The organism is Chryseobacterium sp. 22458, from assembly GCF_052044975.1.
Taxonomy (GTDB): domain Bacteria; phylum Bacteroidota; class Bacteroidia; order Flavobacteriales; family Weeksellaceae; genus Chryseobacterium.
Genome location: NZ_JBQEOA010000001.1, coordinates 752,825 through 769,592 on the forward strand (window position 1 = coordinate 752,825; position 16,768 = coordinate 769,592).

At 36.1% G+C, this 16,768-nt stretch carries 9 protein-coding genes and 1 CRISPR repeat array; of the genes, 6 read left to right on the top strand and 3 right to left on the bottom strand.

The features are described 5' to 3' along the window. The first annotated feature begins 306 nt into the window (after positions 1-306). From ACTJJF_RS03235 to ACTJJF_RS03245, 3 genes are all read left to right on the top strand, one after another. Complete coding sequence (locus ACTJJF_RS03235; protein WP_002978882.1) at positions 307-483, top strand: histone H1; 177 nt, start codon at positions 307-309, stop codon at positions 481-483. A gap of 213 nt (positions 484-696) precedes the next feature. Then, a complete protein-coding gene (locus tag ACTJJF_RS03240; RefSeq protein WP_440698678.1) occupies positions 697-1,845 on the top strand; it encodes a carboxypeptidase-like regulatory domain-containing protein in 1,149 nt (382 codons plus the stop codon). Positions 1,846-2,342: 497 nt separating this feature from the next. Continuing rightward, positions 2,343-3,914 carry a M20/M25/M40 family metallo-hydrolase gene (locus ACTJJF_RS03245; RefSeq protein WP_440698679.1) on the top strand — a complete coding sequence of 524 codons (1,572 nt, stop codon included), beginning with the start codon at positions 2,343-2,345 and terminating at the stop codon, positions 3,912-3,914. Between the two features lie 459 nt (positions 3,915-4,373). Here ACTJJF_RS03245 and ACTJJF_RS03250 read toward each other — a convergent pair whose 3' ends face one another. Then, positions 4,374-5,009, bottom strand: coding sequence for an HAD family hydrolase (locus tag ACTJJF_RS03250; protein WP_440698680.1), 636 nt, complete (start codon positions 5,007-5,009; stop codon positions 4,374-4,376). A 166-nt stretch (positions 5,010-5,175) separates the two neighbouring features. Then, positions 5,176-7,299 (bottom strand): Tex family protein, encoded by a 2,124-nt coding sequence (locus tag ACTJJF_RS03255; protein WP_440698681.1) that lies wholly within the window; start codon positions 7,297-7,299, stop codon positions 5,176-5,178. Between the two features lie 218 nt (positions 7,300-7,517). Between ACTJJF_RS03255 and cas9 the strand changes: the two genes are divergently transcribed. The 3 genes from cas9 to cas2 are packed head-to-tail and all read left to right on the top strand — an operon-like array spanning position 7,518 to position 13,073. Then, positions 7,518-11,804 carry a type II CRISPR RNA-guided endonuclease Cas9 gene (gene cas9 / locus ACTJJF_RS03260; RefSeq protein WP_440698682.1) on the top strand — a complete coding sequence of 1,429 codons (4,287 nt, stop codon included), beginning with the start codon at positions 7,518-7,520 and terminating at the stop codon, positions 11,802-11,804. A gap of 40 nt (positions 11,805-11,844) precedes the next feature. Then, a complete protein-coding gene (gene cas1 / locus ACTJJF_RS03265; RefSeq protein WP_440698683.1) occupies positions 11,845-12,738 on the top strand; it encodes a type II CRISPR-associated endonuclease Cas1 in 894 nt (297 codons plus the stop codon). Continuing rightward, complete coding sequence (gene cas2, locus ACTJJF_RS03270) at positions 12,735-13,073, top strand: CRISPR-associated endonuclease Cas2 (protein ID WP_065398220.1); 339 nt, start codon at positions 12,735-12,737, stop codon at positions 13,071-13,073. The genes cas1 and cas2 overlap by 4 nt, the downstream gene beginning before the upstream one ends. Positions 13,074-13,130: 57 nt before the next feature. Next, positions 13,131-14,255: a CRISPR direct-repeat array (repeat unit 47 nt; unit sequence GCTGTGACTAATCACGAAGATAATAATTTTTGAAAGCAATTCACAAC). 96 nt (positions 14,256-14,351) lie between these two features. On the opposite strand, the gene ACTJJF_RS03275 is transcribed toward cas2, so the two are convergent. Further along, entirely contained in the window at positions 14,352-16,754 is a 2,403-nt protein-coding gene (locus tag ACTJJF_RS03275; RefSeq protein WP_440698684.1) for a hypothetical protein, read from the bottom strand. Positions 16,755-16,768: the final 14 nt, after the last annotated feature.

The window sequence follows — 16,768 nt, forward strand, 5'->3', positions numbered from 1 at the left end:
ATAATCAACTGCACTTTTAATCCGGATGGATAAAGTCGTTTTTCCAAATTTAAAGTAAAAAATAAGAAAATGAAGATTTCTGCTGTGTTTTGGTCCCTTTATTTTTTTGTATATAGGACAAAGTTTGTTAGGCTGAAATTCCCTGAACAGCGGCAAAAACAAGATTTTAAAAGGCTCAATAGTATCAGAAACCTACTTTTATGCTGATTAAAGTGAAAATTTTAGCCATTTTGGCCAAACTTTTTTCGCTCCAGTTAGGCTGGAATCACCATAAAACCTATATTTGCAGCCTAAATTTTTAAATAAATGAAAGAACTAATTGAAAAAATCAACGCAGAATTTGAAGCGTTCACAACTGAAGCTAACCAGCAAGCAGAAAAAGGAAACAAAGCAGCAGGTACAAGAGCTCGTAAAGCAGCTTTAGAACTAAGCAAACTGTTCAAAGAATTTAGAAAAGTTTCTGTAGAAGAAGCTAAAAAATAATTCGTTCGCTGAACCGGTTCATTTTGAGCCGGTTTTTTTATCTCCTGCATCGTAAATAAGCTCTTTTTGCCTTATTAAAATTTCCAAGTTTTTATTTCTATTTCCCAAAATTAAATTTCAAAAGTTAAATACTATTAATTTGTATTAAATACTTCTTCTGTTTTGTGTTTCAGAGCATATATTTGTGCAGCTATTTAAACTAATAACTCGTATATGAAACACGCTTATCTATTATTCATCCTGTTTTTTGGATTATTCCATAGCCAGCAGCTCAAAGTTGTGGATGCTGAGAGCGGAAGTCCCGTACCCAATGCAAGGATCCTTCTGAGGGATCAGATTCTGTATACCAATGAAGATGGTATAGCCCCTGTTAGCAATGATGTTCCTGTTTTTGAAATTTCGGCTTCAGGCTACCAGAAGACAGAGGTCCGTAATTTCAGTCCACAAATAAAGCTTAAACCTCTGTATAAAGATATCGGGGAAATAAAAATTGTGAATGTAGATGTCAAAAAAATCTTTGAAGATGTTGCTAAAAATTATCATAAGCGGTATTATGATGCACCTTCTTTATATGATATAGTGTATAAGGAGAAAAGTTTTGACAATAATAAACTGTTTTTTCTGGTCATTGCTGAGGCAAAATTATGGACAAGAGACAATATGTATAATTTCAAACAGGGTTTGCGTAAAGATTATGATGAGATTCTTCAGATGCAGCTGAATAATGTGAAATATTTAAAAAACATAAAATCAGACAGCATTTTTACAGGTAAAACCAACGAATTTTCTCATGAATATCTGGGGAACTTTTTCCTGAATTTCGAACTGTACAGAGAGCTTCAGCATCTGAAAATGAAAGGAACCAGGTGTACCGGAAGACTGATCTTTGAAGAAGGAAACGAACAGTTGATCACTTTTAAAATTACTTCTGTGACCGGAGTAAACATGAAAGGGGAATTCAAATACAATACGGCAGATAAGGTTATTACCTATTTTGAAACCCATTATTTCCAGGAAAACTATCCGGTTGTCAAAAGGAAGATGACTGATGGTAGAGAGTTCGACTATAAACTGGGGGATGCTTCGCTGATCTTTGATTTCTATAAGAAAAACGGTTCTTATATTCCTGCAATGACCAGGCTTGAAGGTGATAAATTTACTTCTTATTACAAAGGTGAAACCCATGTGAGAAAGTTCAGCCGTGAGATGGTCTACAATACATTTACCCCGTCTGACAAAAAAGGACTGGATCCGAAAGTTGATTTTAAGATCAGTATCTGGAATAATGGTGCGGTGAAAGAAAATAAAGTGAATACTACATTGCTTTCAGAAGAGGAAAAAGCTTTTGTGAACGGGAAGTAATTCACTTGTAATGATGCATCAGTTTACCAGGAATTAGTTTATTCTATGTCTCTATGGGGTTTATCTTTTAACAGCATGGAGACATAGTTTTTTATGTTCTTTACGTCTTCAATATTCAATTTAATTTTAAGCTCTCGCAGATTATGCAGATAACGCAGATCTGTTTGGAAAATATGCGCAATCCCCGCAATCTGCGAGCTATTATTGTTCGAATTAAAAAAGAATTTGAGAATCAACATTCAAAATATTGAAGAAATCCTGTAATAGATATAACAGAGTTCTTTATAAAAATCTGCGCATCTGCACAATCTGCGAGATATTCTATCCGCTAATCCATGGATGAAAAAAGAATTCGTGAATCGGCAGATTAAAAAAAATATGAATTTACTTTATAAATAGTAAAAACGTTCATAATATCGTTGAACAGGAACTTTTTTGTGTTCATTTTTTCATCATCTCCTTAATTTCCTTTATCTTTAAACCAATCAATATATATTATGAGGATAAATAGATTTTTTGCAGTGCCTGCAGTAATGCTGGCTGCCCAGTTTTCATGGGCTCAGGTAAAAGTAGACCCGAAAGAGAGGCTTAACCCTATCGTAAAAAGTTTTGTAGATGAGGTAAATAACAATTCACAGCTGGAAAATATGGCTTATGAACTGTTGGATGGTATCGGACCTCGTCTTGTGGGAACACCGGAAATGCTTGCCGCCAACGAATGGAGTGCCGGAAAGCTTCGTTCATGGGGTATAGATGCCAACCTTCAGCAGTTTGGAACGTGGAAAGGATGGCAGAGAGGAACTACCCATGTAGATATGACCTACCCACGGATAAAATCACTATCCGCTACACAACTGGCTTGGAGCCCGTCAACCAAAAAAGCAATTGAAGCAGAAGTGATCATCCTTCCTAAAGTGTCTTCCAAAGCAGAATTCGACAGCTGGCTTCCTTCTGCAAAAGGAAAGATTGTACTGATGGCACAGTATCAGAAAATAGGACGTTCTGATGAGCAGATCAAAGAATTTGCAACACCTGAACTGTATGAAAAGCTTAAAGCAGAAAAAGAACAGGCAGCGAAGGATTTTACAGCGTATGTAAAAAATATCGGCTATGACAACAATACGCTTCCTGAAGCATTGGAAAAAGCCGGTGCAGTGGGAATTGCTATTTCAAACTGGACGGGGATTATGGGTGCCAACAGGATATTCGGAGCAAAAACATCAAAGATTCCGATGATCGATATTGATGTGGAAGATTATGGAATGCTTTACAGAATGGCAGAAAAAGGTGCACAGCCTAAAATTAAAATCGATGCCCAATCCAAAATACTTCCTGAAGCCAAAAGTTTTAATACCATTGGAATGATCAAAGGAAAGGAAAAACCGGATGAATATGTAATACTTTCTGCCCACCTAGATTCATGGGACGGAGCTCAGGGAGCTACAGACAACGGAACCGGCACCCTTACCATGCTGGAAGCCATGAGAATTCTTAAAAAGTATTATCCGAACAACAAAAGAACCATCGTTATAGGACTTTGGGGAAGTGAAGAGCAGGGGCTGAACGGTTCCAGAGGGTTTGTGGCAGATAATCCGCAGATCATCAAAGGAGTACAGGCTGCTTTCAATCAGGATAACGGAACAGGGCGTGTGGTCAATATCAGCGGTCAGGGATTTGTAAAAGCATATGACTATGTAGGAAGATGGCTTGAAGGAGTTCCGAAATCGGTAAGAAGCCATATCAAAACGGACTTCCCGGGAATGCCCGGAGGCGGAGGTTCCGACCATGCTTCATTTGTGGCTGCCGGAGTACCGGGAATTTCTCTGGGGTCTCTGAACTGGGGATATTTTGGGTATACCTGGCATACTACTAAAGACACCTATGATAAAATCGTTTTTGATGAGGTGAAAAATAATGTAGTTTTAACTGCTGCGTTGGCCTATATGGCATCTGAAGATCCTGAGTTTGCAAACAGAGAGAAAAGAGTAATGCCACAGGATGAAAAAGGAGAAACCGTAAAATGGCCTGAAGCAAAAGAGCCGAGAAGAAGTTCTAAAGATTATAAATAAAACTCTATTTGATGAGTTTTATATAATAAGGCTATTTTATGGCAGCCTTTTACTATTGGTATTTGATATCTTAATTTTTTGAATTTATTTACAAAGCAAGATATGATGTAAAATAAATCAATGTATTCGTGGCAAACACATAAGAGACTGCTCATTTTTGGGCGGTCTCTTTTTAATGTGTCACATGGCAATATCACTTCATTGGTCGGATTATATCGAGAATATCATTTTTGGCGACCCTTAAATATGATAGGATAAAAGTATTAAGAGTGCATATCTTAAAAATCTTGATTTTTCCTAACTGCCCTTATCTCGTTCACTCTCTTTAATGGTTAAGAAATAATATAGAAATAAATGCAGATTTATAATTGATAAAAGCGAGAGGCTTACGCCAGCAATGGCAGATCTTCAATACCTGTTCAACAAAACAGTATTAAAAATATTCTTTATACCCAAAGATTATACATAAAGTTTCAGGTCCGGAAAATTTTCAATAGCAGGCTGATAATCATCACTGTTCAGATGTCCGAATCCGTATGCACAGAAAATAAAAGACAGAGTATTTGATTTTGAAGCATCATGATCTGTCTGGGTATCACCGATATATACAGTATCTTCAGGAGATAAATGATTTCTCTCCATAATGAGCTGTATATTATCAGATTTCGGTTTTCTGGTTCTTCCATGTGACTCAAAATCAGCGAACAGGTGATTGAAATGATAATATTCTAAAAATGCTTCGATATACCCATCCTGGCAGTTGCTGACAATAAACAGGCGGTGATCTTCCGAAAGTTTTTTCAATGTTTCTTCAACGCCGTTGTATAAAATACCGCCACGGATGCGTAAGATCTGTTTTTCCTTTTCTATGATGTTGGAAAGAACTTCTTCCGCTTTCTGATCAGAAATACCGGATACAATATCCTTTATGATATCTTTAGCCAAAAGTCCCATATACGGGTTCATATCTTCAGGTTTCAACTCCCTTTCGATCAATTGATGCTGATGCAAAACATCATTCCATATTCCGATGATCGTTGATCGGGGATCCCAAAGCGTTCCATCCAGATCAAAAATTAAATTTTTATACTTCAAAACGTTGTTTAATATTGTTGGTTAATAGGGGAGCAGCAGGAGGTCACAGTTTACCTTATGATATTTGATCATAAATAAAAGTGACTAAAAAGTATGAAAAGTCAGAAAATTGTTACTTAGGGCTTAAAGTACTTCTCTTCCAGCTTCCAGACTTTCTGTTCCATCATTATAAAATCATACTCAGCTGAACTCTTTTTCTCGCTTCATCTACCTCCGTTACTTTTACCCTTACGTGCTGGTGAAGCTTTACCACTTCGTTGACATCAGATACAAAGCCGTCTTTCAGCTGCGAAATGTGTACAAGTCCGCTTTCTTTGATGCCTAGGTCTACAAAACACCCGAAGGCGGTGATATTATTGACAATTCCCGGAAGAATCATTCCTGCTTTCAGATCTTTAATGCTTTTTACATTGGGATCAAATTCAAAAACTTTAGCCGCTGTTCTAGGATCCAGACCAGGTTTTTCAAGCTCTTTCAGGATATCTTTGATACCTAGAATTCCGATCTCCTCCGTGATGTACGACTCGGGTTTTACCAGAGCTATTTTTTCTTTATTGGCAATCAGTTCGTTTGTTTTAATGCCCAGGTCTTTAGCCATTTTTTCTACAATTCCGTAAGCTTCGGGGTGTACTGCAGAATTATCCAGGGGATTTTTAGCATTGGAGATCCTTACAAAAGCTGCCGCCTGCTGGAATGCTTTTTCTCCAAGCCTTGGAACTTTTTTCAATTGCTTCCTATCTTCAAAAGCACCGTTTTCAGCCCGGTAATTAACGATATTTTCAGCCATTTTTTCTCCGATCCCGGAAACATAGCTTAATAAAGATTTACTGGCTGTATTTAAATTGATCCCCACTGAGTTGACACATTTCATCACTGTAGAATCTAGTTCGTTTTTCAATTGTGTCTGATCTACATCATGCTGATATTGCCCGACTCCGATAGATTTCGGATCAATTTTTACCAGCTCTGCCAACGGATCAGAAAGTCTCCTTCCGATCGAAACTGCCCCACGTACAGTCACGTCATACGTTGGGAATTCCTCCCTTGCAATCTTACTTGCAGAATACACAGAGGCTCCTGCTTCAGAAACCACGAAAACCTGTAACGGTTTGTCAAAAGCAATCTTTTTAATAAAAAACTCTGTTTCACGGCTCGCTGTTCCGTTTCCGATAGAGATCGCTTCAATATTATAGGCGTTCACCATAGAACGGATTTTTTTCATTGCCATTCCGCTTTCATTCTGGGGAGCATGAGGGTAAAGGGTTTCGTTATGCAGCAGATCCCCTTTCTCATCCAGGCAAACCACTTTACAGCCGCTTCTGTATCCCGGATCTATCGCCAGAATTCTTTTCTCTCCCAAAGGTGGGGCTAAAAGCAGTTGACCCAGATTCTCAGAGAAGATTTCAATGGCTTTCTGATCCGCTTTTTCCTTGGCTTCCTGCAGGGCTTCATTGGAAATGGCAGGCTCCAGAAGTCTTTTATAACTGTCTTTAATGGCCAGGGCGATCTGCTCTGCGCTTTCATTATTTGATTTAATGATGGCTTTTTCTATGAAGTCAATAGCTTCTTCCTTGTCAATTCCCACATTGGTCTTTACAAATCCTTCAGATTCTGCCCTCAGCATGGCGAGAAGCCTGTGTGAAGGCGTTCTGTTGAGGTTCTCTTCCCATTCAAAATACTGGGAAAATTTCTGGGCTTCTTCCTCATCTTTTTTGGCCTTCACAACTTTTGAAGTTACCACAGCCTTGCGCTGGAATATGCGGCGAAGATTTTTACGCACATACATATTTTCATTGATCCATTCAGCCATGATATCCCTGGCTCCCTGAAGTGCCTCTTCCTCAGATCCCACCTCATTGTTTACGTATTTCGATGCCAGCAGTGCAATATCATTATTCTTCTGGCTCATGATGATTTTGGCTAAAGGTTCCAGTCCTTTTTCTTTAGCGGCATCAGCCCTGGTTTTCTTACGTTTTTTAAAAGGTAGGTATAGGTCTTCCAGTTCCTGAAGGTCAAAACTGTCTTCAATCCTTTGTCTGAGTTCAGAGGTCAATGCATCCTGTTCTTCTATAGACTTTAGAATAGATTCCTTTCTTTTGATGATCTCTTCAAACTGCTTACTGATCTTGGCGATCTGCTCAATCTGTGTTTCATCAAGGTTTCCGGTTTTATCCTTCCGGTAACGGGCAATAAAAGGAATGGTGCAGTCTTCTGCCAGTAATTGTAAAGTATTGTTGATGCTCTTCTCAGGAATATTGAGCTGCTTCTGTATAAATGCTACGGTCGTCATTGTTTGTTTTAGAATAGCTAAAATAGGGTTTTAAAACGAAAAAAGGCGAGTTGCCCCGCCTTGAATGTTTTCACAACGGAATAATCCTTATTGTGAATTGCTTTTCAAAATTATTGATACAAATATAGATGAAAAACTCTTAAGTTGATTTACGGGAAACCTCATTTTTAATAAATTTTTTATTTCTATTTTTATGTGGTATCTGAAAATTAATAATCATGATTAAAAATATACTTGGATTAGACTTAGGAACCAATTCTATTGGCTGGGCGTTGATAAAACAAAATTTTGAAAATAAATATGGTGAAATCCTTGGGATGGGAAGCCGGATTATTCCAATGTCACAGGATATTTTAGGAGAATTCGGAAAAGGGAATTCTGTTTCACAAACTGCTGCAAGAACTGATTACAGAGCAACAAGAAGACTTCGTGAAAGATTTTTATTAAGAAGAGAAAGGCTTCATAGAGTTTTAAACGTATTGAACTTTCTTCCGGAAGATTATGCTTCACAAATTGATTTCGAGAAACGATTCGGAAAATTTAAAGTTGAAACCGAACCGAAACTTGCCTGGAAAAATAGTGATGGGAAATTTTCATTTTTATTTCAAACTTCTTTTAATGAGATGCTGGAAGACTTTAAAGCACATGGGCAGGATTTAAAAGTTCCTTATGACTGGACAATTTATTATCTCCGCAAAAAGGCACTCACACAAAAAATAGAAAAAGAAGAATTGGCCTGGATTCTTTTGAACTTTAATCAAAAACGTGGATATTATCAGCTGCGTGGTGAAGATATTGAAGAAGAAAAAGATAAATTTTTTGTAAAGCTAAATGTAGATAAGGTCGTTGATTCTGGCGAAAAGGTTAAGGGGAAAACTCTTTATGATGTATATTTTGATAATGGCTGGAAATATGAAAAACAGATTGTAAAAACAGAAGATTGGATAGGACGTACGAAAGAATTTATTGTCACAGAATCTATTTTAAAAAATGGCGATACAAAAAGAACTTTTAAAGCGGTAGATTCAGAGAAAGATTGGATCGCAATAAAAACAAAAACAGAGCAGGAGATAGACATATCCCGCAAAACTGTTGGAACCTATATTTACGAAACGCTTCTTCAAAACCCTAAACAAAAAATCAAAGGAAAACTAGTCCGTACCATAGAAAGAAAGTTTTATAAAGAAGAACTTAAGCAGATTTTAGAAAAGCAAAAAGAATTCCACCATGAATTGCAGAGTGATGATTTCTATAACGATTGTATCCGTGAATTATACCGGAATAATGAAGCTCATCAATTGACTTTAAGTAAAAAAGATTTTGTTCATCTTTTTATGGAGGATATTATTTTTTACCAAAGACCTTTGAAAAGCCAGAAATCATCTATTTCCAACTGTACCTTGGAATTCAGAAAATATAAAGATCAAAATGGAGTAGAGCATACGCAATTTTTAAAAGCCATTCCGAAATCTAATCCTTATTATCAGGAATTTAGAATCTGGCATTGGATTTTTAGCCTGAATATTCATAAAAAGGATAATGATGATAACGTTACAAAAGAATTTTTAAACACTACCAGGGATTTCGAAAATTTGTTTGAGTTTTTGAACAACAGAAAAGAAATTGAGCAGAAGCCATTACTTAAATTTTTGCTGGAGCAAAAGGAATTTAAAGGAAAATTGCTAAATGCCGAAACCGAAAAGTTTCGCTGGAATTATGTTGAAGACAAAAAATATCCTTGTAATGAAACCAAAACAATGATTTCTGAAAGGTTGAAAAAGGTAGAAAATATTTCTGACGACTTTCTGACCAGAGAAATGGAGCAGAAAATCTGGCACATCATCTATTCTGTAAATGATAAAACAGAATACGAAAAAGCATTAAAATCTTTTGCAGAAAAAAATAATCTGGATGAAAATTCTTTCTTTGAGGCATTCAAAAAATTTCCTCCTTTTAAAAGTGAATACGGTTCTTTTTCTGAAAAAGCGATTAAGAAATTGCTGCCTTTAATGCGGCTAGGGAAATATTGGAATTATGCCAATATCGATCTATATTCAAAAAATAGGATTCAAAAAATTATTACGGGGGAATTTGATGAAAATATCAAAGATAAGGTGAGAGAAAAGGCAATTCATCTTACGACTGAAAATGATTTCCAGGGTTTACAATTATGGTTAGCGCAATACATTGTTTACGGAAGGCATTCAGAAGCATCAATGATCGGAAAATGGAACTCTGCAGATGATCTGGAAGAATTCCTAAAAGAATTTAAACAACATTCGCTTCGAAATCCTATTGTAGAACAGGTAATTACAGAAACGCTTCGTGTGGTAAAAGATATCTGGGTGAAATACGGAAACGGAGCTAAAGATTTCTTCAACGAAATTCATATTGAGTTAGGAAGAGAAATGAAACAGACCAAAGATGAAAGAGCAGATGCCACAAAAACAATAACGGAAAACGAAAATACGAACCTTCGTATCAAAGCTTTATTGGCTGAAATGATGAATGACCATACTGTTGAAAATGTTCGCCCTTATTCTCCAATGCAGCAAGAGATTTTGAAAATCTATGAAGAGGGAATTTTAAAATCTGATATAGAAATTGACGATGATATTCTGAAAATAAGTAAAACCGCTCAGCCTTCTCCATCTGATTTAAAAAGGTATAAACTTTGGCTTGAACAGAAGTATAAATCACCTTACACAGGCCAGATTATCCCATTAAATAAATTATTTACACCGGAATATGAAATTGAGCATATCATTCCACAAAGTAGATACTTTGATGATAGTCTCAGTAATAAAATTATTTGTGAATCGGCGGTTAATAAATTGAAGGATAATTATATCGGTTTAGGATTTATTAAGCAATTTGGAGGAACCATTATTGAGTGTGGTTTTGGGAAAAGTGTGAAAGTTTTTGAAGCCGAAGAATATGAAGATTTCGTAAAAAAACATTATGCCAATAATAGAGGGAAAAGAAACAAGCTTCTTTTAGAAGAAATTCCTGAAAAAATGATTGAGCGTCAGATGAATGATACTCGTCATATCAGTAAATATATTTCAGGGATTCTTTCCAATATTGTGAGAGTGGAAGATGGAACAGATGAAGGGGTTAATTCCAAAAATGTTATTCCCGGGAATGGAAAAATCACCACAAAACTCAGACAGGACTGGGGATTGAATGATGTTTGGAATGAACTGATTCTGCCACGTTTTGAAAGAATGAATCAATTGACCAACTCAACAGATTTTACAGCCTGGAATGAAAACCATCAGAAATATTTGCCAACGGTACCGGTAGAGTTTTCAAAAGGATTTTCAAAGAAAAGAATTGACCATCGCCATCATGCTTTAGATGCTTTGGTTGTTGCCTGTGCTACAAAAGACCACGTGAATTTACTCAACAATCAATCAGCTAAATCGGATACGAAACGATATGATTTGAAAAAGAAACTGATGAAGTTTGAGAAAACTGTGTATAAAGATCCTCAAACGGAGAAAAGAATTGAGCGGGAAGTGCCAAAACATTTTTTGAAACCTTGGGAAACCTTTACGGTTGATGCTAAAAATACATTGGAAACAATAATCGTGAGCTTTAAGCAAAACCTTCGTGTCATCAATAAAGCTACTAATCATTATGAAAAATATGTAGAGAAGGATGGTGTTAAGACTAAAGAAAGAGTAGAGCAAACGGGTACAAACTGGGCAATAAGAAAACCGATGCATAAAGAAACAGTTTCCGGAAAAATTGATTTGCCTTGGGTAAAAGTTCCGAAAGGAAAAATTTTGACAGCAACCAGAAAAAGTCTGGATACCTCTTTTGATTTAAAAGTAATTGCTTCCATTACAGACACTGGAATTCAGAAAATTCTTAAAAATTATCTGGAATTTAAAGAGAGTCCGGAGTTAGCATTTTCGCCTGAAGGAATTGAAGATATGAATAAGCATATCGAAACATATAACAATGGAAAACCTCATCAACCTATCAATAAGGTCAGAGTTTTTGAATTAGGAAGTAAATTTCAAGTTGGCCAAACGGGAAATAAAAAAGATAAATATGTTGAAGCAGCTAAAGGAACTAATTTGTTTTTTGCAATTTATGAAGATAAAAATGGAAAAAGAAGTTACGAAACAATTCCTTTGAATGAAGTTATTGAAAGACAAAAACAAGGATTATCTGTTGTTGAAGTAAAAGGAGCAAATGATTTTTTCCTCTGTCCGAATGATTTAGTATATATTCCTTCAGGTGATGAGGTTGAAAATGGAGGCCGTATTGAAATTAAAAATATAACAAAAGAGCAAAGTGAAAGATTTTATAAGGTCGTAAGTTTTTCAGGAAGTCAGATATTTTTTGTAAGGCATGATATTGCTGTATCAATTGTTAATAAAGCAGAGTTTTCAACACTGAATAAAATGGAACGGGCAATTGATGGTTCAATGGTTAAAGAAAATTGTATCAAGCTGAAAATAGATCGTTTAGGAAATGTTTTAAAAGCATAAATATATCAAAAGAATAAATTTTATTAAAAAAACTAAACCAATGATCACTCGCTCCATCTACATAGGCAATCCTGCTTATCTTAAACTCAAAGATGAGCAAATGTATATTTTAGAACCTTCCACAAAAGAAATGAAAGGAAAAATCCCAGTGGAAGATTTGGGATTACTGATGCTGGATCATTTTCAGATTACCATCTCGCATCAGTTAATTCAGAAAATGATGGGGAATAATGTGGTGGTCATTAGCTGTGATGCTCATCATCTGCCACATGGAATGATGCTTCCGATTCATGGACATACAGAACATTCAGATCGAGTAAAAGATCAGTTGGAAGCGAGTGAACCTTTGAAAAAACAACTTTGGAAACAAACGGTTGAATGTAAAATTGAAAACCAGAAAGAGGTTTTAAAACGGTTAGGGAACTATTATGAACCGATGATGGATTATCAGAATAACGTAAAAAGCGGAGATATTACCAATATGGAAGGGATAGCAGCACAACATTACTGGAAATATCTCATTAGTCTGGATTTTTTGAGACAGCGTTTTGGAGATTCACCCAATCAGTTTTTCAATTTTGGATATTCGGTTCTCAGAAGTATTGTAGCAAGGGCAATTGTTGAAACCGGATTACTTCCCGTATTGGGAATATTCCATAAAAATAAATACAATCCTTACTGTCTGGCTGACGATCTGATGGAACCTTATCGTCCATTTATTGATTTGCTTGTGATGCAATGGCTGGAAATTCATTCTGATACAGAAGAATTATCAAAAGAATTTAAAGCTCATATTCTCCAGATTGCGAGCAAAGATGTACGTATTGACGACAAAACGAGACCTGTGTTGGTTGCTGTTAAAACAACTGCTTCCTCACTTTACAAATGCTATACAGGAGAAAAACGCCTGATCTCTTATCCTCAACTGTTATGAATTCCGAAAGGTTTAATGCATACCGAATTATGTGGGTTTTAGTATTATATGATTTGCCAACAGAGACTAAGGCCAATATGAAAGATGCTAACCGCTTTCGTAAATCTTTGCTTGATGATGGTTTTACTTTATTTCAGTTTTCAATGTATGTAAGACATTGCCCGAGCCGTGAAAATGCTGAGGTTCATATTAAAAGGGTGAAATTTATGCTTCCAAAAGCAGGTAAGGTTGCCATTATGTGCATTACCGACAAACAGTTTGGAGATATTGAAATATTTTTTGCCAGAAATAAAGAAGAGCCGCCTCCAACCTTTCAGCAGCTTGAATTATTCTAAATTTTAAATTCTAAATACAAAAGTAATCTACTGATTTTCAGTAGATTATTTTTTGAGGCTGTGACTAATCACGAAGATAATAATTTTTGAAAGCAATTCACAACGGCTTTCTTCGGAAGCTTCCTGAACACCCAGCTGTGACTAATCACGAAGATAATAATTTTTGAAAGCAATTCACAACAGTTTTTCACATTACTACACCTCAACATTGGCTGTGACTAATCACGAAGATAATAATTTTTGAAAGCAATTCACAACAGAACGTTCTGCCAGCTGTTGCATAGTCAGGCTGTGACTAATCACGAAGATAATAATTTTTGAAAGCAATTCACAACCGATTTGTTGTTTAGCTCTTTCAAGTGTCTGCTGTGACTAATCACGAAGATAATAATTTTTGAAAGCAATTCACAACAGCTCCTCCTACATTATTCATTCTTCATTAGCTGTGACTAATCACGAAGATAATAATTTTTGAAAGCAATTCACAACATGCATCAATGCATGCCATAAAGTAATTACGCTGTGACTAATCACGAAGATAATAATTTTTGAAAGCAATTCACAACTGCACAGTTGAATCTGATATTTTAAGCTTTGCTGTGACTAATCACGAAGATAATAATTTTTGAAAGCAATTCACAACGGGAATTGGTGGCTTTGACCTTGCAGCAGAGCTGTGACTAATCACGAAGATAATAATTTTTGAAAGCAATTCACAACGGCAATGAAATCACTGTGAAAATTGACAGAGCTGTGACTAATCACGAAGATAATAATTTTTGAAAGCAATTCACAACAGTCCCACGACTAGGATTGTTTAAGTGTTCGCTGTGACTAATCACGAAGATAATAATTTTTGAAAGCAATTCACAACGCAATTAAACGATTGTACAGGTTAAATCCAGCTGTGACTAATCACGAAGATAATAATTTTTGAAAGCAATTCACAACGTGAGTCCAGCTTTCTATAATAAATGTTTTGCTGTGACTAATCACGAAGATAATAATTTTTGAAAGCAATTCACAACACGAATGGAGAAGGAATGTTGATCAGATACGCTGTGACTAATCACGAAGATAATAATTTTTGAAAGCAATTCACAACCGCAGTATCAATAGCATCATTTAGCAACTGGCTGTGACTAATCACGAAGATAATAATTTTTGAAAGCAGTTCAAAATACCTCTTTTAAAATTTTTCTTATAAAATAAATTGTATAAAAAAGCCCGATCTTATTAATGATCAGGCTGAAATGTTGATTCTTTCATCAACTTTATTTAGGGCAGAACTTCATTATAATAAAGTGGGGTTTCATTAGTTTTATCATATCCCATGATAATGATTCTGTATTTCTTTGCATCATCGTTATTGTAGAACTGTATAGGTGTTGATTCCTGAGGCTGAGCTTCCTGGTTGGGGCTCCAGTATAGGACGCTTCGGGTGTCTTTTGAGATCTTTTTAAAACCCTCATTGTCATATATAGGACTCTCGAATGGAGCTTCTTTGTCATATCCTGAAAGAGTGATTTGCCTTAATTGTGATGGCTGGCTTCTGTCTATGATCTTGCCGGAAGAACTGCCCCGGCGGGTATAAATAGCTATAGCTCCATTGCCACCTCCGGATGCTCCGGCAAAAAAACCTTTGATAACTTTTACCAGGGCAATCTCTGAAGAGGACATATTGCTTACCTGACCGGGCGAAACAGGCATTTCATCAAGATAAATCTGTATAGGTTCATTATACAGATATGGGATATAAGTTCCATTTTTAGAATCGATCCTTAAACTGGAAACTCTTCCTTGCAGCCATTGCATAATACCGGTTGAGGTAATGGCTTTCGGATCATTGACAAAATCAAAAACCTCCTCACGGGCACTCCTGAACAGGAGACTGCTCAATTCATTATTTAATTTTTTAGTTTTGCTTCTTATTTCTCCTTTTAACTTTATCTCTTCAATATTTGTTACTTTCTCATCAATCATTTTCTGGGTAGTGAGTGCTGTAAATGACCGTGTGACCTCTTCTGATGGCTTATCATCACCAGAGCGTTGTACGAGCTGATAAGGAGTAGGGGGAAGATTCTTTTGGTACGGAATAAAGCCGAAATTCGGTTGGAAATAAACCGAATAATTTTGATCAGGCTCTTTAGACTCTGAATTAAGGTTATACGAAAATCTCATTGAATCCTCAAAAATTAAATTGTTGAGAATAAAAAAACCGCTATGATCTGATTTAATTTGAAAAACCTTAGATCCTGATCCGGAATCAAAAATTAAATTTAAATAGGTGTCGGGAGCGGGTTTTCCCTGAACATTTATTTTCCCTTTGTAGGATAGGTAGTTTTCAGGCTGATATTTGATTGTTGGATAATTGCCAGAAATAATGGATTTCCAGTCAAAACGTTTCCATTTCTCTGAAATCAGAAGCGCATCCAATGCTTCCGTATTGCGGTTTTTTGTAAAATATTGAGCCGGGCTGGCTATATTTGAGACGATATCGCCGGTCAGCCATAATGAACTTAATAGACTCTGATCTTCTTCAGTACTTTTCGTATTGGCATCAAGTACCAAAACAGTATAGCTGGAATAATCCGAATCTTTAGGAATAGCAAATGAATTTTTCCCACGAGAGGAAGTATTGAATGAAAGAGATTGTAATTCCGGTTTTTTGATCTGTAATACCTGTGGCTGTACAAAAGATAACCTGCTGGCGATTACATTCTCCTTATCATCAAAAACAGTGAGCTGTAAGATACCATTGACGAGCTGATTGTTGGGAATGGAGTATTCCGTCCCATCAATAATTTTATTTACCTGAGCCTTATAAACCAGCTGGTTGTTTATAGTTCCCAGAATTTTGTAATACCGGGAATCCTGAGGCATATTTTTTGTCTGTAAAGTATATTTTACATGGTCCTTATCGTTGGTTACCCGTAAATATATTCCTGATGAAGATATTTCAGGTAAGGCAATATTTTGTTTCTGACCTTGTTTATCCTGAATGATGAGCTGATATTTTTTTTCAATTTTCGGAGTAAGACTGAATAGGCCAACATTCTGATCGAGTCCTTTAAAGGTTACAATTTTTATATCTGGATTTTCAGAATCCACCACATATCCCTCCCAATCAAGCGGTCCTGATCCTGTAGATTGTAGCCTTACAGCCAATTTCGTATTGATTCCGTCTATAAGATGTCCGCTTTCGGGATGTATGGAAGCGGTCCAGCCGGATATTGGGTTAGCTGTTAATTTTTCAGGCGAGGCAGGATTATAGACTGCAACAGGTTTTATCAATTGGAAATCCTCATTAAAATTGGCCATCCAGGTTGTGTAAGCTCTGAGGTAATAAACGTCTTCCTTTAGAGAAGCGGGCAAAGAAATACTTCCGCTTCCTTCGCCGTCAATTAAAGGTACCAGTTTTTTAATGATCTGTTTTTTATTCCGGTCATAGAGTTCTACAAATAATGTGGTAGAAATAGCTGATGTATTGTAGCCATCAAATACATAAGATTTAAACCATACATTTTCACCTGCTACAAAGCTGTTTTTATCTAATAGCAGGTGTATTTTTTCCTGATGGTATTTTTGCTCAAATGTTTTTATGGCCTGTTCAGCTTTTGTTTGGGCATTAAGATAGGGTATAGTGCTTAAAGCAAATAGAAGTATTAGTTTTTTTGACATATTTTCATGTATAG

Excerpts from the sequence above, each read along its gene's own strand:
- ACTJJF_RS03275 (WP_440698684.1), bottom strand. The coding sequence starts at position 16,754 with ATGTCAAAAAAACTAATACTTCTATTTGCTTTAAGCACTATACCCTAT.
- cas2 (WP_065398220.1), top strand. The coding sequence starts at position 12,735 with ATGAATTCCGAAAGGTTTAATGCATACCGAATTATGTGGGTTTTAGTA.
- ACTJJF_RS03255 (WP_440698681.1), bottom strand. The coding sequence starts at position 7,299 with ATGACGACCGTAGCATTTATACAGAAGCAGCTCAATATTCCTGAGAAG.
- ACTJJF_RS03245 (WP_440698679.1), top strand. The coding sequence starts at position 2,343 with ATGAGGATAAATAGATTTTTTGCAGTGCCTGCAGTAATGCTGGCTGCC.
- cas1 (WP_440698683.1), top strand. The coding sequence starts at position 11,845 with ATGATCACTCGCTCCATCTACATAGGCAATCCTGCTTATCTTAAACTC.
- ACTJJF_RS03240 (WP_440698678.1), top strand. The coding sequence starts at position 697 with ATGAAACACGCTTATCTATTATTCATCCTGTTTTTTGGATTATTCCAT.
- cas9 (WP_440698682.1), top strand. The coding sequence starts at position 7,518 with ATGATTAAAAATATACTTGGATTAGACTTAGGAACCAATTCTATTGGC.
- ACTJJF_RS03235 (WP_002978882.1), top strand. The coding sequence starts at position 307 with ATGAAAGAACTAATTGAAAAAATCAACGCAGAATTTGAAGCGTTCACA.